We start from the raw sequence: 20,581 nt of genomic DNA on the forward strand, positions 1-20,581 counted from the left end.
ATCATGAATTTATCCAAACACGACGCCGTGCGCGCGTGTCTGGCGATGTTGCTGTGGCTGCCTGCCGCTGTCTTTGCGGCAGATCTGAGTCTTGAACAGGCATTACAGGCGGCGGAACGCTACTCCGCCGATCTGTCCGCCAATCAACACCAGATTAACGCACTACAGAACATGGCCGACTCCGCCACGCAGCTCCCCGATCCAAAGTTAAAATTTGGTGTCGAAAATTTGCCATTAGGTGGCAACAACGGTAGCCGCCTCACGCGGGAAGGAATGACGATGCAGCGCATCGGCGTCATGCAAACCTACGTCAGCAGCCGTAAGCGCGATAGTAAGGCGCAGGCTATCCGGGTCGAAGCCGACGCGCTGCAAAGCAATAGCGAAAGTATCCGTGCTCGTTTGCAACGGGAAACGGCGCAGGCATGGCTGGATCTGGCACTCTCGCAAAAAGCGTTGGCCGAAGTCACCGCGCTGGTCAATGAAAGCCAGCGACAGGTCGCCTCACAAAAAGCAAGCGTGGCGGCGGGCAGCGAAGCCAGTAGCGTCCTGGATGCCCGTCTGACGCTGGCAGCCATGCAGGACAAACTGGCCGACGCCGAGCGGGATACGCGTATCGCGCATGCGCGTTTGGTGCAGCTTACCGGCATGACGGATATCAATGTGCATGGCGAACTGCCCCGCTTTGAACGTCTGCCAGCTTCACCAGCAGTACTCAGCAGTGCCATTCACCAGCACCCGGAAATGCAGCAGGCACAGCGTGAAGCCGAGCTGGCTCAGGCTCGCTCGGCACAGTCAGCTGTAGCCGCCATCCCCAATGTCGATGTTGAAGTCTATTACGCGAAACGCGGAGACAATTACGACGACATGGCGGGCATGATGGTGACGGTCGATCTACCGCTGTTCAAATCCAAACGTCAGGATAAGGACTACGCCGCGGACGTCTCTCGCAGCATGGAAGCGCGCGACAAAGTCTTGCTCACCGAACGAGAACATCAGGCGCAACTCGATACGCTAATAGCTCAATATCAAGCCGCACAGTCACGCTGGCAGCGTCAGAACGGCGAGATTCTTCCGTTGCAACAGCAGCGTATCAAACTGATTCAGGCTCAGTATCAATCCGGCAGCAGTAATCTCTCTGCCGTGCTGGATGCCCGCCGGGCACTGCTCGAAAGCCGGATCGCGGTTCAGGATACCGCTCGAGAGATGGCCCAATATTGGGCCGCCATCCGCTATCTGACGCCACAAGGAAGCCCTGCGCAATGAACAAAACCGTAACGAAAAAATCACTGATGTTTAGCCTGATAACGCTGGCTATCCTCAGCGCGGGTGGCGTGGGCTACCTGGTAGGCAAACAGCACGCGCCACTTGCTCCCTCTGTCGCAAAGCCGGAACGTACCGTCCTCTATTGGTACGACCCGATGGTGCCGGATAAACGTTTCGACAAGCCGGGAAAATCACCCTTTATGGATATGGAGCTGGTGCCCCGCTATGCCGATGAAGCACAGGATGACGGCGGTATCACCGTCAGCGCCCGCCAGCAGCAAAATCTTGGCGTTCGCACCGCGCGTGTGGAAATGCGCGAACTTGCCAACCACAGCACGGGTTACGGCACCGTCGCGATCAACGAGCGTGGATTGCACACGCTGGTCGCGCCCAGCGGCGGCATTGTCGAAAAACTCACAGTCAATGCACTGCAGCAGCAGGTGAAGAAAGGCGAGACGCTCGCCACGTTGTGGAACCCGACCTGGGCGGCGGCGCAGCGTGAATATCTGGCGGTACGACAGTTGGGCGACAACGTTCTGACCCAGTCAGCCCGCCAGCGGCTAGCACTGCTGTTCATGCCAGAAACGGTTATTCGTCAGGTCGAGCGTAGCGGCAAGCCGCAGGATCGAATCGCCATTACCGCGCCGGAAGACGGCTACGTGAATAAGCTTGAGGTGCGGCAAGGCATGCAGTTAAGCCCTGCCCAGCCGTTATTTGAACTTGCCAGCCTGAATCCGGTTTGGGTCGATGTCGATTACCCCGAGGCTCAGGCGGCTCAGCTCACTATCGGCAACGATATTAGCGCCGCCAGCAGTGCCTGGCCGGGTAAAACCTTCCACGGCAAGATCAGCGAACTGTTGCCCGTGCTGGATAGCACCACGCGCACGCTAAAAGCGCGCGTCGTACTCAACAACCCGCAGCAGCAGCTTAAACCCGGCATGTATCTCACAGTACAGCTTTCTCACGCTCAGGCACAGCCGCGTCTGGCGATCCCACAGGAAGCACTATTGGTCAGCGGTAGCCAAAATCGGGTCTTGCTGAGCGATGGCAATGGCCATTTCACTCCGCGTAACGTCACTGCGGGCGCGTCGCTAGGTGATTGGGTAGAAATCATCGATGGCCTGAAGATTGGCGACAGCGTGGTCACCTCCGGTCAGTTCCTGATTGATTCTGAAGCCAGCCTGCGCAACGCCCTACCGCAATTTGCTACTGACACATCGGCAGCACCCGCTGCTCCCGTCGGCTATCAAACTCAGGGTGTGATCAAAGCGATAAATGGCAATCAGGTCACCATTGAACATGAAGCCGTTCCGGCGCTCGACTGGTCGCCGATGACGATGGATTTCACGCTGCCATCGTCAGGGCTGCCTCAAGGAGTGGGAATCGGCAGCACCGTCAGTTTCCAGTTCAACATGGACGACAGTGGGATACACGTCCTGCATTTTTTACCCGCTGACGATCCGCATGCCGGACACGGAGGCCATCCATGATTGCCTACGTGATTCGCTGGTCGCTCAACAATCGCCTGCTGGTTTTACTGGCGGCGTTGTTCATGGCGGCGTGGGGGCTGATCTCTCTGCAAAAAACACCGCTGGATGCCCTGCCCGATCTGTCTGACGTACAGGTCATCATTCGCGTCAGCTATCCGGGTAAGGCACCGCAGGTGGTGGAAAATCAGGTGACCTATCCGTTGACCACCACCATGCTTTCCGTACCGGGCGCCAAGACAGTACGGGGCTTTTCCATGTTTGGCGATGCTTACGTCTATGTGCTGTTTGAAGACGGAACCGATCCCTACTGGGCACGTTCCCGCGTGCTGGAGTATCTCAGTCAGGTGCAATCCAGCCTGCCTGCTGAGGCCAAAACCTCGCTTGGCCCGGACGCCACTGGTGTTGGCTGGATCTACGAGTACGCGCTGGTGGATCGTAGCGGTAAATATAGTCTGGCCGACATGCGCGGCTTTCAGGACTGGCTGCTGAAATATGAACTGAAAACGGTGCCTGATGTGGCAGAAGTCGCCAGCGTGGGAGGCATGGTCAAGCAATATCAGATCGTCGTCGATCCAGAACGTATGCGGACGCAGGGCATCACTCACCAGCAGATCGTCAGTGCCGTTCAAGCGGCTAATCAGGAAAATGGCGGTTCGGTGCTGGAACTGGGCGAAGCGGAGTACATGGTACGTACCACCGGCTACCTGAAAACCGCGCAAGACTTTAACCATGTAATGATCACCACCCGTAACGGCATCCCCGTGCTGTTGCAGGATGTCGCTACGCTCAGAGAAGGGCCGGAGATGCGGCGCGGCATTGCCGAATTGAATGGTGAAGGCGAAGTGGCAGGCGGCATTATCGTCCTGCGCTATGGCAAAAATGCGCTGAATACGCTGCATGCCGTCAAGGCTCGGTTACAGGAGATACAAAAAAGCCTGCCAGTCGGCGTTGAGATCGTCCCAACTTACGATCGCTCTCAGCTCATTGAGCATGCTATCGACACACTCAGCTTCAAACTGCTGGAAGAGTTTGTCGTTGTCGCCGTCATCTGCGCACTGTTTCTGTTCCACTTCCGCTCGGCGCTGGTGGCAATCATCAGTCTACCGCTGGGGATTTTGGGCGCGTTTATCATCATGCGCTATCAGGGCGTGAACGCGAATATTATGTCGCTGGGCGGTATCGCGATTGCCATCGGCGCCATGGTGGATGCCGCGATTGTGATGATAGAAAACATGCATAAAGTCATTGAGCAGTGGCGACATGAAAACCCCGGCAAACAGCCACAGAATAACGAATGGTGGCAGTTAGCGGAACGGGCAGCGGTTGAAGTGGGGCCTGCGCTGTTTTGCAGCCTGCTGATCATTACGCTGTCGTTTGTGCCCGTGTTCTCACTGGAAGCGCAGGAAGGCCGCATGTTTTCACCGCTGGCCTTTACCAAAACCTATGCCATGGCCGTCGCCGCCGGATTAGGCATTACGCTGGTTCCGGTATTAATGGGGTATTTCGTGCGCGGTAAGATACCGGACGAACAGGCAAACCCGATCAACCGTTGGCTGATTGCGCTCTATCATCCAGTGCTGCAAAAAGTGCTGAGCTACCCGAAGATCACGTTGCTGGTTTCCGGCCTGCTGTTGCTACTGACGCTCTTTCCACTCAGTCGCCTGGGAAGCGAATTTATGCCACCGCTGGATGAAGGCGATCTGCTGTATATGCCTTCTACCCTACCCGGCATCTCCGCGCGTGAGGCGGGTCGCCTGCTGCAACAAACGGATCGGCTGATTAAAACCGTGCCCGAAGTTGAATCGGTTTTTGGTAAGGCCGGTCGTGCCGAAACGGCAACCGACCCCGCCCCGCTCACCATGCTGGAAAGTACGATTCGGCTGAAACCACGCGACCAATGGCGTGAGGGCATGACCATGGACAAACTGGTGGCCGAGTTGGATCGCACCGTCAGCCTACCGGGTATCGCCAACGTGTGGGTGCCACCGATTCGCAACCGGCTGGACATGCTAGCTACTGGTATCAAAAGCCCAGTAGGCATCAAGGTCAACGGCAATAATCTGGCAGACATCGAGCGCACCGCCGAGCAAATCGAACAGGTGGTCAAACAGGTTCCGGGCGTGACCTCTGCGCTGGCGGAACGGTTAGCGGGCGGGCGCTATATCGATATTGATATCGACCGACAACGCGCCGCACGCTACGGCGTATCCGTCGAAGAGCTTCAGTCGGTCGTCGCTACGCTCATCGGCGGGCAGAACATCGGCGAAACCATTGAAGGCCGCCAGCGTTATCCCATCAATATCCGTTACCCGCGTGAATTACGTGATTCGCTACAAAAATTGCGCGACCTGCCCATCGTGACGGCAAACGGTAGCAGAGTGACGCTGGCAGAATTGGCTGATATTCGCGTCAGCGAAGGGCCACCGATGCTGAAAAGCGAGAACAGTCGTCTGTCGGACTGGATTTATGTCGATCTGCGCGGCCGTGACCTGAAATCCGCCGTTGAAGACATGCAACAGGCCGTTGCCCAGCAGATTACGCTGCCGGAAGGGGTTTCGCTGAGCTGGTCCGGTCAATTTGAGTATCTGGAACGCGCCACGGAAAAAATGAAAGTCGTCGTGCCTTTTACGTTGCTGATCATTTTTGTGCTGTTGTACGTTACCTTCAACCGCATCAAAGATGCCTTGCTGATTATGGCAACGCTGCCGTTCGCGCTGATTGGCGGCGTCTGGCTGCTCTATATCCTTGGCTATAATCTTTCTGTAGCCGGTGCCGTGGGCTTTATTGCACTGGCGGGTGTCTCGGCGGAGTTTGGCGTCATTATGCTGCTGTACCTCAATCATGCGGTGGAGAAACACCGTGTGGCCGGTCAGGCGCTGTCGCGCCAGCAGTTAATGGATGCCATCCACGAAGGGGCGGTTCTGCGCGTACGGCCAAAAATGATGACCGTAGCGACGATTATGGCTGGGTTACTCCCCATTATGTGGGGTGGAGGCAGCGGGTCTGAAATCATGCAGCGGATCGCTGCACCGATGATCGGCGGGATGGTGAGCGCCCCCCTGCTGTCTATGCTGGTGATCCCTGCGGTTTATCTGCTATTGCACAAGGGGGAATCCGGTTTGCTGAAACGGTAAAGCCAGAGCGTGATTTTACGCAAATAACCTGCGGATAAATCACGCTTGCCATCGACTATCGATTGCCGATAACCGTTCTCCGCCCCTATAATGAAATCAGTTATCACAGAAATCTTAGGATAGGAAGGAGTTTAGCTATGGCTGTAACTAAGCTGGTACTGGTAAGACACGGTGAGAGCCAGTGGAACAACGAAAACCGCTTCACGGGCTGGTACGATGTCGATCTGTCCGACAAAGGCCGTTCAGAAGCCAAAGCCGCAGGTCAGCTGCTGAAAGACGAAGGTTTTGCCTTTGATTTCGCGTATACCTCCGTGCTGAAACGTGCCATTCACACACTGTGGAACGTACTGGACGAGCTGGATCAAGCCTGGTTGCCAGTTGAAAAATCCTGGAAACTGAACGAACGCCACTACGGTGCGCTGCAGGGTCTGAACAAAGCCGAAACCGCTGAGAAATACGGTGACGAGCAGGTTAAACAATGGCGTCGTGGTTTCGCAATTACGCCTCCAGAGTTGACGCGTGATGACGAACGTTTCCCTGGCCACGATCCGCGTTACGCTTCTCTGAGCGACAAAGAGCTGCCGCTGACTGAAAGCCTGGCGCTGACCATCGAACGTGTTGTGCCTTACTGGAATGAAACCATCCTGCCACGTATCAAGAGCGGCGAGCGCGTTATCATCGCGGCTCACGGTAACTCACTGCGTGCACTGGTGAAATATCTGGACAACATGGGCGAAGACGAAATTCTGGAACTGAATATCCCAACTGGCGTGCCGTTGGTTTATGAGTTCGACGAGAACTTCAAGCCAATCAAACGTTACTACCTGGGCAACGCAGACGAAATCGCTGCAAAAGCTGCTGCAGTAGCAAATCAGGGTAAAGCGAAGTAATTTACCTCTGAATGAGAAAAACCCGGCCTGTGCCGGGTTTTTTATTTATGTTCTATGACGCGCCAGCTAGCACGCCATTCTATATTACTTGCTGCGGCGTTCGCGTACCGCAGACGCTAACTGGCGCAGCAGAGATTCCGTATCTTCCCAGCCAATACACGCGTCAGTCACACTGCGGCCATAAACCAGCGGTTCACCGCTTTCCAGACTTTGGTTGCCTTCAACCAGATGGCTTTCTACCATCACGCCCATAATCGCTTTGTCGCCCTGAGCGATCTGCCCACTGACGTCAGTACAGACATCCATCTGCTTTTTGAACTGCTTGCTGCTGTTCGCATGGCTGAAATCGATCATGACCTGCGGTGTCAGACCCGCTTTTTCCAAGCCAACCTTCACGTCTTTAACGTGTTCAGCGCTGTAGTTCGGCGTTTTACCGCCGCGCAGAATGATATGGCAATCGTTGTTACCGCTGGTGTTCACGATAGCCGAATGGCCCCATTTGGTCACAGACAGGAAGCAGTGCGGCGCGCTGGCGGCGTTAATCGCATCAATCGCGACCTTGATGGTGCCGTCGGTGCCGTTTTTAAAGCCAACAGGGCATGACAGGCCAGATGCTAATTCACGGTGAACCTGAGATTCTGTCGTACGTGCGCCGATAGCGCCCCAGCTCATCAAATCCGCCAGGTATTGCGGGGTGATCATGTCCAGAAATTCACCCGCCGCTGGCAAACCGGTATCGTTAATTTCCAGCAGCAGCTGGCGCGCAATACGCAGGCCATCGTTGATCTGGAAGCTATTGTCCATGTGCGGATCGTTGATGAGCCCTTTCCAGCCAATCGTGGTACGTGGTTTTTCAAAATAAACCCGCATAACCACTTCCAGATCGGCGCTCAGTTCATCACGCAGCGTCAGCAAACGCGCGGCGTACTCTTTTGCCGCTTTCGTGTCGTGGATCGAGCAAGGACCGATCACCACCAGCAGGCGATCGTCATTGCCGTTGAGAATTTTATGGATGGCAGTACGCGCGAACGATACCGTTTCCGCTGCCTTCTCCGTGGCTGGAAACTTTTCTAGCAAAGCAACCGGCGGCAAAAGTTCATTAATCTCTTTAATTCTTAAATCATCATTTTGGTAATTCATAAATAAATCCATCGGTTCCGAAACGGTATGTTAACCCCATCCAATACGCGCCATCCCGCCTGTACGGGTAGCCTGAGAAACGGGATGTTTCATATTGAAGATTGATTATTATATGTCAAGCTGGTGTTATCAGGGCGCTGAAATCAACGGGATTTACGCGATCAAATGCTCTCAGATGGCGCATCCGTCCTATTTTCACCAGAAAATAGCACAACCAACAGGTCAGTGAACCGCAGAATAGGTTTTCTCTGCGGATTTCAGTAAAGTGGAATAAAACCGCTACTCAGGGTGATCTATGGCACATAACCACAGCCACGCAGAATCAGGCAACAGTAAACGCCTGCTGGCCGCGTTTATCATTACCGCCACGTTTATGGTGGCAGAAGTTATTGGCGGCCTGTTGTCCGGCTCCCTCGCCCTGCTCGCCGATGCGGGGCATATGCTGACGGACGCCGCCGCGCTGTTCGTCGCGCTTGTCGCCGTGCGTTTTGCACAGCGTAAGCCCAATGCCCGCCATACCTTCGGCTATTTGCGACTCACGACCCTCGCCGCTTTTGTGAACGCGCTGACGCTGATACTGATTACCGCGTTCATCTGCTGGGAAGCTATCCAACGCTTCTATGAGCCACAGCCCGTTGCGGGCGTGCCTATGCTACTTGTCGCCATCGCCGGGTTACTGGCAAACATCGTGGCGTTTTGGCTGTTACACCACGGTAGCGAGGAGAAAAATATTAACGTCCGCGCGGCAGCCCTGCATGTGCTGGGCGACCTGCTCGGATCCGTCGGCGCGATTGCCGCTGCCGTGATCATCCTTTATACCAACTGGACGCCTATCGACCCGATTCTTTCTATTTTGGTGTCGTGTCTGGTGCTGCGTAGTGCGTGGGCGCTATTAAAAGAAAGCATTCACGAATTGCTGGAAGGCACACCTAGCCAGCTTAGCGTTGAGGTTCTACAGAAAGATCTGACGCTGAATATTCCCGAAGTCAGAAATATCCACCACGTTCATTTATGGCAGGTTGGCGAAAAGCCGATGATGACGCTGCATGCGCAGGTGGTTCCGCCACACGATCATGATGCGTTGTTAAGACGTATTCAGGAATATTTACTGCAGAACTATCAGATTGAGCACGCAACGGTACAGATGGAATATCAACGCTGTGATGATGACCACTGCGCTTTCCACCATCAGGAAAGCCGTCATTCGGCTATTCATTATGATGAAAAGCATGAGGCGAAAGGCCACCACCACAAGCATTAAGTTTGGATTAAACGCCCTGTGAAGCCGCGTTGACGCGGTTTTCCTGCGCGCTCTTAATCCATAGCCAGGAGCCGTTCAGCGCGATCAGCGTCAGGATCGCGTATTCTACCGCCATCGCGTAGACGCCCTGATAAGCAAAGATCACCACACTGATGACGTCAATCACGACCCACAGCAGCCAGTTCTCGACGTATTTACGCGTCATCAGTATCATCGCCACGATCGACAGCACCATCATGGTGGAATCCCAGAATGGGAACGCATCCGGCTGGAGAGTCGGCATCTGCACTGACAGCCCGAGCCCTTGCATACCAGAAACGGCAATACGCGTCAGCACGGCAAACACCGCATCAATGTAGAACGTCATCAAGCCAATCGCGACAACACACGCCACCGACCAGCCAATCAGTTTCTGCATTGGCAACCAGCGGATGCGCAGTTCCACTTCCTGCGAGTCCGTCTTGCGCGTCCAGGCATACCAGCCATAAATATTGGCGGCAAAAAAGAAGATTTGCAGCAACAGGCTGGCATAGAGCTGAATCTGGAAAAAGATCACGGCGAACAGCGTGACGTTAATCAACCCGAACAGATAGTTGATGGTTTTTTCCTGACTCGCAAACCAAATACACAGCAGGCCAAACAGCGTACCGATCGCCTCAATCCAGGAAAGATCGTATCCCCCTTCCCCCAAAGGAATGTGAATTAAAATGTTGCTGGTACTAAAAAAATCCATCTCACCACCCTGTCTCAATTATTGTAAGAAATGTCTATCAAGATGCCCTGATTCGCCGTCAGGCATTCCCTTTCACACGCAATTTTAGCGAAGCCGCAAAATCCAGCATGCGATTCAGCGGGATTAATGCGCCTTCTCGCAGAGCGGCATCAACATGAATCTCATGAGCGCGTCCCCCTTGTTCCAGGCCGTTAGCAATCGCTTCCAGCCCATTCATCGCCATCCACGGACAGTGTGCACAACTGCGGCAGGTTGCCCCTTCACCCGCTGTCGGCGCTTCCAGCAACGTTTTCTCCGGGCAAGCCTGTTGCATCTTGTAGAAAATGCCGCGATCGGTCGCCACAATCAGTTCGCGCTGCGGCAACGTTTTTGCCGCCTGAATCAGTTGGCTGGTCGACCCAACGGCATCAGCCATCTCTACCACGCTTTGCGGCGACTCTGGATGGACCAGAATTGCCGCATCCGGGTACAGGATCTTCATGCGCTTCAGCGCCTGCGTTTTAAATTCGTCATGCACAATGCACGCGCCTTGCCAGCACAGTACATCCGCTCCTGTCTGCTTTTGTACATAGCTTCCCAGATGACGGTCCGGTGCCCAGATAATCTTTTCTCCCAGGCTATCCAGATGCTCGATCAACTCCACCGCGATACTGGATGTGACCACCCAATCGGCACGCGCCTTTACCGCCGCCGACGTATTGGCATACACCACTACCGTGCGATCCGGATGTGCATCGCAAAAACGACTGAATTCATCAACGGGGCAACCGAGATCGAGCGAGCATTCGGCTTCCAACGTGGGCATCAGAATCGTTTTTTCTGGATTGAGTATCTTAGCGGTTTCCCCCATGAAGCGGACCCCCGCCACCAACAGTGTCGATGCCGAATGGGTGCTGCCGAATCGCGCCATTTCCAGCGAGTCCGCCACGCAGCCACCGGTTTCCTCTGCCAGCGCCTGAATTTCAGGATCGGTATAGTAGTGCGCTACCATGACGGCGTTTCTTTCCCGCAGCAGTGTTTTTATCCTGCTACGATAGTGCTGTTTCGCCTCAGCCGATAATGGCTTCGGTTTCGGCGGAAACGGATAAATGGTCTCATTGCTATCAAAAAGGATACTCATATGGATTTCCACGATGACAACTCGGGTTGTAACACCGGATACTGATTCACTATCAGCCTCGGAGTTTTTTATCCTAAACAAAATACCGAAAAAACGCCCTAAAGTCGCGGTGTTTTTTCTAGGCAGCTCACCATTTTGTTTAATATGCTTAAAATATCGATAGGTAATGCGTGAATGGTGTTACTTATAGAAAAAAGATGTAGAAAAGAAACGTAGAAGAGAGACAAGGAGAGAAATGGCATGGCCAGCCTCTATATCAGAATATATCGCGATACCCTGACCGTTAGAAACGTGGAGACAAAACAAGAAGTGACAGAGAAGTCAGAAACGCCTTTTACCACCACACGCTTACTGCTCGGTCAGATGATTCCGGCGATGAAACTATTGGATCGACTCACGCGCAAGGTAGCAGCCAACCGACTGATTAATTTATTCTCCTCGCACAATGTCATCATTCATGCCATGGAAATGAATGAAGGCGGACACAGCCAGGTCGAATTTGCCAGCTACATAGAGCTAGCCAAGAGCATCAGCCCGCAAGGAAAGCATATTTATGTCTGTAGCAAAAATGTGCCGCTTACCGACCAGGAAGTCACACAAATTTTTAGCGGCGACATGCCCTCAATCGTCAGCCGCTAATCAGGCGTCGCCCTTTAGGCGAAGAGGCGATGCCAGTAGAGCGAGATAGGTATAACCAGAACCAAAGCAGGCAGGAAGTTAACCACCGCAAAGGATTTAATCTGCGCGATCCTCAGCCCTACCGCAATCATGATAATGCCGCCACAGGCAGAAAAGTCACCCATCGTGATATCTGTCATAAAGGGCATAATCAATTTGGCAGAGAAGAACAGCAGCGTCTGGACAATAACCTGTGGTATCGCAATCGACATCACAGCAAGACCCAGCGTGATGGAAAAAATCAGCGCGGTAAAAATATCCAAAGCAGATTTGATGATCAGCAGTTGATAATCACCGGTTAATCCTTCCGTCAATGCGCCCACCACGCCGGTACCGCTGGCGCAAAATAGAACGATTAATGCAGTAAAGTTCTGAGTGTAGACATCCTGTGGTAAGCGGTGCTCTTGTGCAGGCAAAACGCGGTTTAGCCCTCTCTGAATCATCGTTCCAGCCCACTGCACACCAGACTCCATGCGGAGCAGCTCGCCTAACGCCACGCCAATCACGATAGCCAACGCCACCGCAGGCAACTGCTGGACTTTAACAACCAGCGTGATCCCCATTGCAATCGACACCATCGCAAACGCTGGCGGAAGGCCATCTTGCAAACGCTGAGGGATAAAACGACGTAAAACAATGCCCAAGCCACTACCAATCAAGATAGCAGCACCATTAATCAACGGACCAATCATATATCTTCCTAAACAGGGCTACAGCCGCTTCCCTGTGGCAGTGACTCCATTCCGCTCGATAGGATGAGAAAACAGTTCCTGACGGGCTATATAGTCCATGGAGAGGGATAAATGCCTAATATACTCCAAAGCCTGAACGAGCAGGGAATGATAATGAGTTTTATCGTATCGATATGACACGTGCTATATGGCTTAAAGTGGATTTATTTGAGGAGGGAATGCTACATCTTAGATGGTGGGTCATGCAGAATGCACCCAGCCTTCCGGGTCAACGCTAGCGCATTGCTGTCGCGCTTCGATCGGCTAGAACGTGCGACCAATTAATAAAAAGTCACTGTGTTCATTATGCGGTAATTAGAAAAGCGAAGGTTGTCTAATTTGGAATTGTACTACTAGAAGATGGTGGGTCGTGCAGGATTACTCGTCCTATGGACTCGCCCCTTCGGGGTCAACGCTGACGCGTTGCTGTCTCGCTTCGCTCGGCTCGAACCTGAGCGCAGGTTCTCACCTACACGACACGTGCGATATATGACTTAAAATGAATTTATTCGAGAAAGGAATGCTACTGCTGAAATGGTGGGTCGTGCAGGATTCGAACCTGCGACCAATTGATTAAAAGTCAACTGCTCTACCGACTGAGCTAACGACCCGCAATGCGGAACTGCTTACTGATATCACTCTTGAAATTGGTGGGTCGTGCAGGATTCGAACCTGCGACCAATTGATTAAAAGTCAACTGCTCTACCGACTGAGCTAACGACCCAATTTCATGCTGCTTTAGCGTTTTGCTGTTTGCCTTGGCAACGGCGGCACATATTACTGATTTAAATTTTCAGCGCAACCTATTTTCTTAAAAAACTGTTTGATTGCTTACTCTTAAGACGTTTAGGCACAAAAACCGCTCATGCTGCGCAATTTTTGTGCCAATTAATACGGTATTACGATCCGGCTAAACGCTTTTGCGCCTGCTTTGCACTTTCTGTATTGGGGTACATTTTTACAACTTGCTGGTAAACGGCCTTGGCTTTATCTGCCTGACCTTTTTCCTGCATGATCACCCCAACCTTCAGCAAGGCTTCGGAACTTTTTGGTGACTTGGGATAATTTTTAACAACGTTGGCGAAATAGTACGCCGCATCGTCCTTTTTCCCCTTGTTGTAATTCAACTGACCAAGCCAATAGTTAGCATTAGGTTGATACGTTGAATCGGGGTACTTCTTGACGAATGCCTGAAATGCGCTGATCGCCTGATCGTACTGTTTTTTCTCCAGCACGAGCGCGACTGCAGCATTGTAATCAGTATTCGCATCACCCGTACTGGCCGGTGCCGCCGTATTGGCCGCACCGGTGTCAGTACCCGCAGCAGCGGCAGGTGTGCCATCTGTCGTCGGTGTAGAAGATGATTGCGAACTTAATCCATCAATCTGCTGATAGATCTGCTTCTGCCGTTCAACAACCTGATTCAACTGATACTGACTTTCCTGAATCTGCCCACGGAGGCTGTCAATATCACGCTGATTATCAGAGAGCTGCTGCTGAAGTTGGGTTAAAAGCTGACTGTGAGCGTTAGAAATACGCTCCAATTGAGTGACACGGTCTTCGACCGAGCCTGAGCCGACATTACTGATTGGCGCTTGGGCAGTAGCGGCCCAAGGGACCGCTACGCCAACCAGTAACGACAGACCCAACAGGTGACGTCTGAAGTTACTGCTCATGCGATTCTCTTAATATACCAGAACGGCACGACGGTTTTTGGCATATGCCGCTTCGTCATGACCGAGAACAGCTGGTTTCTCTTTACCGTAAGAAACGATAGAGATCTGATCGGAAGAAACGCCTTTACCTTGCAGGTACATTTGTACCGCGTTGGCACGACGCTCACCCAGAGCGATGTTGTATTCTGGCGTACCGCGTTCGTCCGCGTGACCTTCGATAGTCACTTTGTAAGACGGGTTGCTACGCAGGAATGCAGCGTGTGCGTCCAGCATCTGAGCGAATTCAGAGCTCACATCGTACTTATCCAGACCGAAGTAAACGATGTTGTTGCGCTGTAATTCTTGCATCTGCAAACGAGCTTGCTCAGAAGAAGACATGTTGCCGCCGTCCATCATGCCGTTGTTGCCAGCACCCATGGAAGATTGGTCATTGTCCGCATTCTTGTTGGAGCTACAAGCGGCCACTGCCAGTACCGGCAGAGCCAACATCAGGCCTTTCAGCACTTTATTGAATTGCATTTCTTATGTCCTTTGACGAGTTTATTGTACATATCTGTACTTATAGATACGGCGACCAGGCAGGGAATTTAACCTGTCCATCAGTAGCCGGAAGACGCGCTTTGAAACGTCCATCTGTCGAAACCAGCTGTAGCACTGACCCCAGTCCTTGTTTAGAGCTGTAGATCACCATCGTGCCATTCGGTGCGATACTTGGCGTTTCGTCCAGGAACGTGTCCGTTAATACTTGTACGGCACCCGTTACCAGATCCAGTTTGGAAATATGCTGAGCTCCACCATTAGAGCCAACCGTTACCAAAAATTTCCCGTCGGCGCTCACATCAGCATCCTGATTCTGGGCACCTTCCCAGGTCAGACGCTGTGGTGCACCGCCGTTAGCATTAACTTTGTAAACCTGAGGACGACCAGCCTGGTCTGAAGTATAGGCCAAGGTCTGGCTGTCTGGGAACCAAGTTGGCTCCGTGTTATTGCTGCGGCCATCGGTCACCTGACTGATTTGCCCAGATGCCAGATTCATTACATACAGGTTCAGGCTACCGCTCTTGGAAAGCGCGAATGCCAGTTTGCTGCCATCAGGAGAGAAAGAAGGCGCACCGTTGTGACGTGGGAAGGAAGCAACCTGACGGATTGCACCATTTGCCAGCGTCTGGATAACCAGAGCAGAACGGCCACTTTCAAACGTTACATAAGCGAGTTTGCTACCGTCAGCAGACCAAGCCGGAGACATCAGCGGCTGTGGTGAACGGTGAACAACAAACTGGTTGTAACCGTCATAGTCTGCAACGCGCAGTTCATAAGGGAACTGACCGCCGTTGGTCTGAACAACGTAAGCGATACGGGTACGGAATGCACCTTTGATGCCGCTCAGCTTCTCAAACACTTCATCACTTGCCGTGTGCGCAGCATAACGCAACCATTGCTTGGTGACTTTGAACTGGTTCTGAGCCAGAACGTTACCTGGGTTACCCGAGGTATCGACAAGCTGATAGGAAACCAGATAGCTGCCATCGGCACTCGGTTGAACCTGACCAACCACAACCGCATCAATGCCCAGCGCCGTCCATGCAGCAGGAGTAACCTCAGATGCTGTAGCAGGCTGTTGCGGCATGCGGTTTGCATCGATCGGATTAAATTTACCGCTATTACGTAAATCAGCACCCACGATGCCGCCTACGTCTTCAGGCGCAGCACCCGGCCCCGCCCATTTGAACGGAACTACACCAATAGGGCGCGCAGAGTCTACCCCTTGGGTAATCTCTATACGTACTTCCGCGTGCAGCACCGCTGCCCACAGCATTAAAAAGCTTACTGCAACTTTCAGTACATGCTTCATCTCATCTCCCTTATCCAGACGCGAAGTCTACGATAAATTAGCAGAATTTTAACAAAAACAAACCAATGTCAACAAAACAACATAACCTGGTTTATTTACCATCGTAATAATCTTAAATCTATTGGGTAAACAGCCCGGTTACTGCGGTTTAAAGTCTATTGGCGCATTTTTGAAAGCCTCATAAACCTCTGTGCTCGGTGGCTTCGGTATTTTGGCCTGTTTGGCAGCCGCAATAGCCGCCTGACATAACGCCGGATCGCCGCCTTCAGCAGTGACATCAATCAGCAAGCCATCTGGCGCCAGTTTAATCCGTAATGTACAGGTGCGCCCTTTGTAGAGCTGCCAGTCATAAAACTTGCTCTGAATGGCTGAACGCACCTGACCGCCATAACTATCCAGCGCCGCACCTGATGCACCGCTCTTCTTATTGTTGCCTGCGCCCGCAGGCGCACCGCCGCCAGACTTCGGCGCATTTTTCGATGAAGCCAAACCGCCCAGCAAATCATCAACGGCACTTTCCTGCTTAGCCGCTTCTGCTGCTGCTTTCTTTTTCTCATCTGCGGCTTTCTTAGCCGCAGCAGCTGCTTCTGCTTTTTTTGCTGCTTCAGCATCGGCTTTTTGCTTAGCGGCCTCGGCGGCTGCTTTTTGTTTAGCCTGTTCAGCTTCTTTTGCTGCCTCTGCGGCAGCCTTTGCTGCTTCTGCTTTCGCGGTTTCTGCCGCCTTCTGCTTAGCAGCTTCAGCGGCTTTTTCTTTAGCCTCTTCTTCCGCCTGCTTCTTAGCAGCAGCGGCTGCAGCCGCTTGTTTCTTCACTTCGTCTTCCGCTTTCTTTTTAGCGTCTGCTGCAGCTTTTGCCTGTTGTTCGGCTTCAGCCTTCGCTTTTGCAGCGGCAGCTTCGGCTTGCTTCTGCTGTTCTTTTGCCTGCTGAGCTGCCGCTTCAGCCTGCTTACGCTGATCTGCCTGTTCCTGAGCCTGCTTTTTCGCTTCTTCCTGCGCTTGCAGACGCTCTTTTTCCAGCTCTTTCAGCCGCTGCTGCTCAGCGGCTTGCTTCTGTTGAAGCTCTTCGGCCTGCCGTTCAACCTGCTTTTGACGCTGCTGTTCAGAACGTTTCGCATCAGTCTGTTGCTGCTGCTGGCGGTTATACTGCTCCACCACTGCGCTCGGATCGACCATCACAGCATCAATTGACGAGCCTCCGCCGCCCCCGCTGGCATCCATCGTTTGCGTCGACGAACTCCAGAGCAGCAAAGCAATCAGTATGACGTGCAAAACAGCCGAGATAATAACGGCGCGTTTCAGCTTATCGTTTTGTTCGTTTGCCTTTAACACAAGCGATTCCCAAAAACAGTGTTGCCAGAAATAGGCTTAACGATCATTACCGTGATGTGCTCATTTAAATCGGTTGTGTCATCAAACCAACGGATTTTACGCCAGCTTGATGCAACAAATTCAACGCTTTAATGATCTCATCATAAGGAACATCCTTCGCGCCACCAATCAAAAAGACCGTCTTAGGGTTGGTTGCCAGTCGCGATTGCGCTTCGGCAACCACCTGCTCTGCCGGGAGTTGCTCCATACGGTTTTGCTCAACAACCAGACTATATTGCCCTATACCTGAAACCTCTACGATCACGGGCGGATTGTCGTTGCTGGAGACCGTTTTTGAATCGGTCGCATCAGGCAGATCCACCTCGACGCTCTGCGTAATAATCGGCGCAGTCGCCATAAAAATCAGCAACAGCACTAACAGCACGTCCAGTAGCGGAACAATGTTGATCTCGGATTTCAGCTCACGACGGCCTCTGCGTACTCGTGCCATGATCCCCCCTGATTACTTGCTGTTGTCGCTGGAGAACGCCTGACGGTGCAGGATCGCGATGAACTCTTCAGTAAAGTTGTCGTAGTTCTGCTCCAGTTTGCCCACCCGCAGGCTCAGGCGGTTATACGCCATGACCGCAGGAATCGCTGCAAACAGGCCGATCGCTGTGGCAATCAAGGCTTCGGCAATACCAGGGGCAACCATCTGTAAGGTTGCCTGCTTCACAGCACCCAGCGCGATGAAGGCATGCATAATCCCCCAAACGGTACCGAACAGGCCGATATACGGACTGATAGAACCAACGGTACCCAAGAAAGGAATGTGCGTTTCCAGTGTTTCCAATTCACGGTTCATCGAAATACGCATTGCGCGGGACGCCCCTTCCACCACGGCTTCCGGCGCATGACTGTTAGCACGATGCAGCCGTGCAAATTCTTTGAAACCTGAATGGAAGATTTGTTCAGTGCCCGTCAGGCTATCGCGACGACTTTGGCTTTCCTGATAGAGACGTGATAGTTCGATGCCAGACCAGAATTTGTCTTCGAACGCTTCAGCCTCACGCGTCGCCGCATTCAGAATGCGGGTACGTTGAATAATGATCGCCCAGGAAGCGATAGAAAAACAGATTAAAATCAGCATGATTAGTTTGACCAGAAGGCTTGCCTTCAGGAACAAATCAAAAACGTTCATGTCAGTCACTGCTTGAACTCCGCGACAATAGACTTAGGAAGCGCAATTGGCTTCATTTGATGTGGATCGATGCATGCGATCAAAACTTCAGCATGGCTTAGCAGGGTGCCATGAGCATTGAGAATACGCTGTGCGAAAGTCAGAGAAGCGCCACGCAGCGAGATAATCTCACTTTGCACTTCCAGCATGTCGTCAAGGCGAGCAGGAGCAAGATACTCCACCGTCATCCGACGAACAGCAAACGCGACATGCTCACTTAGCAAGGCTTGCTGGTGAAAGTTGCGCTCACGCAACGCCTCGGTTCTTGCCCTTTCATAAAAGGCAACATAGCGCGCATGGTAGACAACGCCACCTGCATCAGTGTCTTCAAAGTAGACTCGAACTGGCCAGCGAAACAACGAATTACTCACTCTACATCCCGGTAATGCATTAAACCTCGCTACTATACGCAAGAGAAATGAGGTTTGGAATGGATTGTGACAGCGGAAAGAAAATAATTATGGGCTGCAAGCAACCCATAACTAAATGGAATAGGAGACTATTTTAACCGAAGAAATAGTACAATCCTGCGCACAGGATCACAAAGGCGGGAAGTGGTGCGAAAAACGCGCGCCAGAGCAGGCGATGCGGACGAAAACCAACGCCATGAACAACGCCAGCACAAACGGCCCAAATCAGCAGTAGCCCCTGCCAAACCGCGAGTTCGCTGGTGCGCGCCGCGAAGCGCGTCGGATCCCAGAATACACAGCCCGCCAGCAGCAACGCCATGATAAGGGAAAGAGCCCTTATCGGGCTCTTATCCATCAGGCGATAGAGTTTATCGACCAGATCACTCATTGCTTATCTTCTTCAGCCGCTTTGCTTGCCTCACTCTGCTCAAGCGCCAGGGCCGTAATAATCCCCAGTGAGCAAGCAAGAAGCGTTCCGAGTATCCAGGCAAAATACCACATAAATTAAGCTCCTTACTTAGTACATAGAGTGAGTGTTTTGCTCAATCTGCTCTTTGGTAATGCGACCGAACATCTTGTAGTAACACCATGCGGTATAAGAAAGCACAATAGGTACGAAAATAATCGCAACCACGGTCATCACTTTCAGCGTCAGCAGGCTCGACGTCGCGTCCCATATCGTCAAGCTGACGTTAGGCACGGTAACTGACGGCATGATGAACGGGAACATGGCAATCCCTGCAGTCAGAATCACACAAGCGATCGTCAAAGAAGAGAACAGGAATGCCCATGCACCTTTCTCTGCGCGCGCCATAAGAGTAGTCAGCACCGGCAATACTACGCCCAGAGCAGGAATCGCCCACAATATCGGATGATTATTGAAGTTAATCAGCCAGGCACCCGCCTGATGAACAACTTCTTTACGCAGCGGATTAGATTCAGCGGCAGTGTTAATCGCAGACGTCACGACATAACCATCAATACCGTAAACAACCCATACGCCTGCCAGAGCAAATGCCACCATCATTACCAGCGCGGAAATCTGCGCGGCAGATTTGGAGCGCACGTGCAGATCGCCCGTGGTCCGCATCATCAGGTAGGTTGCACCCTGAGCAAGAATCATCGTCAGACTCACCACACCAGCCAACAGACCAAACGGATTCAGCAGTTGGAAGAAGTTTCCGGTGTAGTACAGACGCAGATATTCATCGACGTGGAACGGCACACCCTGCAACAGGTTGCCAAACGCAACGCCAATAACAACTGGCGGAACAAAGCTACCGATGAAGATGCCCCAGTCCCACATGCCACGCCAGCGTGGGTCTTCGATTTTTGAACGATAATCGAAGCCGACAGGACGAAAGAACAATGAGGCCAGCACCAGAATCATGGCAATGTAGAAACCGGAGAACGCAGCAGCGTAAACCATCGGCCAGGCAGCAAACAGCGCGCCACCTGCGGTGATCAACCAGACCTGGTTACCGTCCCAGTGCGGCGCAATGCTGTTAATCATGACACGACGCTCGGTATCGCCACGTCCCATCAGACGCACCAGAATGCCCACGCCCATGTCAAAACCATCAGTGATAGCGAAGCCAATCAGCAAAATACCGATCAACAGCCACCAGATAAAACGTAAGACTTCATATTCAAACATA

General features: G+C 52.6%; 20 protein-coding genes, 2 tRNA genes and 1 other RNA gene. 6 read left to right on the forward strand and 17 right to left on the reverse strand.

All coding sequences use genetic code 11. The features are described from left to right. Positions 1 to 3: 3 nt before the first annotated feature. From AB8809_RS16300 to gpmA, 4 genes are all read left to right on the forward strand, one after another. Entirely contained in the window at positions 4 to 1,263 is a 1,260-nt protein-coding gene (locus AB8809_RS16300; protein ID WP_182099392.1) for a TolC family protein, read from the forward strand. Then, positions 1,260 to 2,753 carry an efflux RND transporter periplasmic adaptor subunit gene (locus tag AB8809_RS16305; RefSeq protein ID WP_349854986.1) on the forward strand — a complete coding sequence of 498 codons (1,494 nt, stop codon included), beginning with the start codon at positions 1,260 to 1,262 and terminating at the stop codon, positions 2,751 to 2,753. Before AB8809_RS16300 ends, AB8809_RS16305 begins: the two co-directional genes overlap by 4 nt. After that, positions 2,750 to 5,887: an efflux RND transporter permease subunit gene (locus tag AB8809_RS16310; protein WP_349854988.1), complete on the forward strand. Its 3,138-nt coding sequence runs from the start codon at positions 2,750 to 2,752 to the stop codon at positions 5,885 to 5,887. The genes AB8809_RS16305 and AB8809_RS16310 overlap by 4 nt, the downstream gene beginning before the upstream one ends. Positions 5,888 to 6,024: 137 nt before the next feature. Next, the gene (gene gpmA / locus AB8809_RS16315) at positions 6,025 to 6,777 is read left to right on the forward strand and encodes a 2,3-diphosphoglycerate-dependent phosphoglycerate mutase (protein ID WP_015839535.1); all 753 of its coding nucleotides are present in this window, start codon (positions 6,025 to 6,027) and stop codon (positions 6,775 to 6,777) included. A gap of 84 nt (positions 6,778 to 6,861) precedes the next feature. Here gpmA and aroG read toward each other — a convergent pair whose 3' ends face one another. Next, positions 6,862 to 7,917: a 3-deoxy-7-phosphoheptulonate synthase AroG gene (gene aroG, locus AB8809_RS16320; protein WP_349854990.1), complete on the reverse strand. Its 1,056-nt coding sequence runs from the start codon at positions 7,915 to 7,917 to the stop codon at positions 6,862 to 6,864. A gap of 295 nt (positions 7,918 to 8,212) precedes the next feature. On the opposite strand from aroG, the gene zitB reads away from it, so the two are divergent. Next, positions 8,213 to 9,178: a CDF family zinc transporter ZitB gene (gene zitB, locus AB8809_RS16325; protein ID WP_181844507.1), complete on the forward strand. Its 966-nt coding sequence runs from the start codon at positions 8,213 to 8,215 to the stop codon at positions 9,176 to 9,178. 7 nt (positions 9,179 to 9,185) lie between these two features. Here the strand turns inward: zitB and pnuC are convergent, their stop codons facing one another. Continuing rightward, complete coding sequence (gene pnuC, locus AB8809_RS16330) at positions 9,186 to 9,911, reverse strand: nicotinamide riboside transporter PnuC (RefSeq protein WP_015839532.1); 726 nt, start codon at positions 9,909 to 9,911, stop codon at positions 9,186 to 9,188. 58 nt (positions 9,912 to 9,969) lie between these two features. Beyond that, the gene (nadA, locus tag AB8809_RS16335; RefSeq protein ID WP_180778383.1) at positions 9,970 to 11,031 is read right to left on the reverse strand and encodes a quinolinate synthase NadA; all 1,062 of its coding nucleotides are present in this window, start codon (positions 11,029 to 11,031) and stop codon (positions 9,970 to 9,972) included. Between the two features lie 240 nt (positions 11,032 to 11,271). Between nadA and AB8809_RS16340 the strand changes: the two genes are divergently transcribed. Next, on the forward strand, positions 11,272 to 11,670 hold the full coding sequence (locus tag AB8809_RS16340; protein WP_349854991.1) for a YjaA family stress response protein: 399 nt from the start codon (positions 11,272 to 11,274) through the stop codon (positions 11,668 to 11,670). A 14-nt stretch (positions 11,671 to 11,684) separates the two neighbouring features. On the opposite strand, the gene AB8809_RS16345 is transcribed toward AB8809_RS16340, so the two are convergent. From AB8809_RS16345 to cydB, 14 genes are all read right to left on the reverse strand, one after another. After that, complete coding sequence (locus AB8809_RS16345) at positions 11,685 to 12,401, reverse strand: DUF554 domain-containing protein (RefSeq protein WP_015839529.1); 717 nt, start codon at positions 12,399 to 12,401, stop codon at positions 11,685 to 11,687. Between the two features lie 400 nt (positions 12,402 to 12,801). Beyond that, positions 12,802 to 12,929: non-coding RNA, RtT sRNA (locus AB8809_RS16350), on the reverse strand. Positions 12,930 to 12,975: 46 nt separating this feature from the next. After that, positions 12,976 to 13,051, reverse strand: a tRNA-Lys gene (locus AB8809_RS16355). Positions 13,052 to 13,088: 37 nt separating this feature from the next. Continuing rightward, positions 13,089 to 13,164: transfer RNA gene (locus AB8809_RS16360), tRNA-Lys, on the reverse strand. Between the two features lie 175 nt (positions 13,165 to 13,339). After that, on the reverse strand, positions 13,340 to 14,116 hold the full coding sequence (gene cpoB, locus AB8809_RS16365; protein ID WP_015839528.1) for a cell division protein CpoB: 777 nt from the start codon (positions 14,114 to 14,116) through the stop codon (positions 13,340 to 13,342). A gap of 9 nt (positions 14,117 to 14,125) precedes the next feature. Then, positions 14,126 to 14,635 carry a peptidoglycan-associated lipoprotein Pal gene (gene pal / locus AB8809_RS16370; protein ID WP_010299226.1) on the reverse strand — a complete coding sequence of 170 codons (510 nt, stop codon included), beginning with the start codon at positions 14,633 to 14,635 and terminating at the stop codon, positions 14,126 to 14,128. Between the two features lie 40 nt (positions 14,636 to 14,675). Continuing rightward, the gene (gene tolB, locus AB8809_RS16375) at positions 14,676 to 15,968 is read right to left on the reverse strand and encodes a Tol-Pal system beta propeller repeat protein TolB (protein ID WP_015839527.1); all 1,293 of its coding nucleotides are present in this window, start codon (positions 15,966 to 15,968) and stop codon (positions 14,676 to 14,678) included. Positions 15,969 to 16,106: 138 nt separating this feature from the next. Continuing rightward, positions 16,107 to 17,294, reverse strand: coding sequence for a cell envelope integrity protein TolA (gene tolA / locus AB8809_RS16380; protein ID WP_349854993.1), 1,188 nt, complete (start codon positions 17,292 to 17,294; stop codon positions 16,107 to 16,109). A 64-nt stretch (positions 17,295 to 17,358) separates the two neighbouring features. Then, complete coding sequence (tolR, locus tag AB8809_RS16385) at positions 17,359 to 17,784, reverse strand: colicin uptake protein TolR (protein ID WP_005973933.1); 426 nt, start codon at positions 17,782 to 17,784, stop codon at positions 17,359 to 17,361. A 12-nt stretch (positions 17,785 to 17,796) separates the two neighbouring features. Then, positions 17,797 to 18,483, reverse strand: a complete 687-nt coding sequence (gene tolQ / locus AB8809_RS16390; protein WP_015839525.1) for a Tol-Pal system protein TolQ — start codon at positions 18,481 to 18,483, stop codon at positions 17,797 to 17,799. Continuing rightward, positions 18,480 to 18,884 (reverse strand): tol-pal system-associated acyl-CoA thioesterase, encoded by a 405-nt coding sequence (ybgC, locus tag AB8809_RS16395; RefSeq protein ID WP_039348462.1) that lies wholly within the window; start codon positions 18,882 to 18,884, stop codon positions 18,480 to 18,482. Before ybgC ends, tolQ begins: the two co-directional genes overlap by 4 nt. A gap of 133 nt (positions 18,885 to 19,017) precedes the next feature. Beyond that, positions 19,018 to 19,311, reverse strand: a complete 294-nt coding sequence (gene ybgE / locus AB8809_RS16400; protein ID WP_039302106.1) for a cyd operon protein YbgE — start codon at positions 19,309 to 19,311, stop codon at positions 19,018 to 19,020. Continuing rightward, a complete protein-coding gene (gene cydX, locus AB8809_RS16405) occupies positions 19,308 to 19,424 on the reverse strand; it encodes a cytochrome bd-I oxidase subunit CydX (protein WP_015839522.1) in 117 nt (38 codons plus the stop codon). Before cydX ends, ybgE begins: the two co-directional genes overlap by 4 nt. 16 nt (positions 19,425 to 19,440) lie before the next feature. Then, on the reverse strand, positions 19,441 to 20,580 hold the full coding sequence (cydB, locus tag AB8809_RS16410) for a cytochrome d ubiquinol oxidase subunit II (protein ID WP_015839521.1): 1,140 nt from the start codon (positions 20,578 to 20,580) through the stop codon (positions 19,441 to 19,443). Position 20,581 lies beyond the last annotated feature (1 nt).

The sequence above is a fragment of the Pectobacterium aroidearum genome, assembly GCF_041228105.1.
Lineage (GTDB): Bacteria > Pseudomonadota > Gammaproteobacteria > Enterobacterales > Enterobacteriaceae > Pectobacterium > Pectobacterium aroidearum.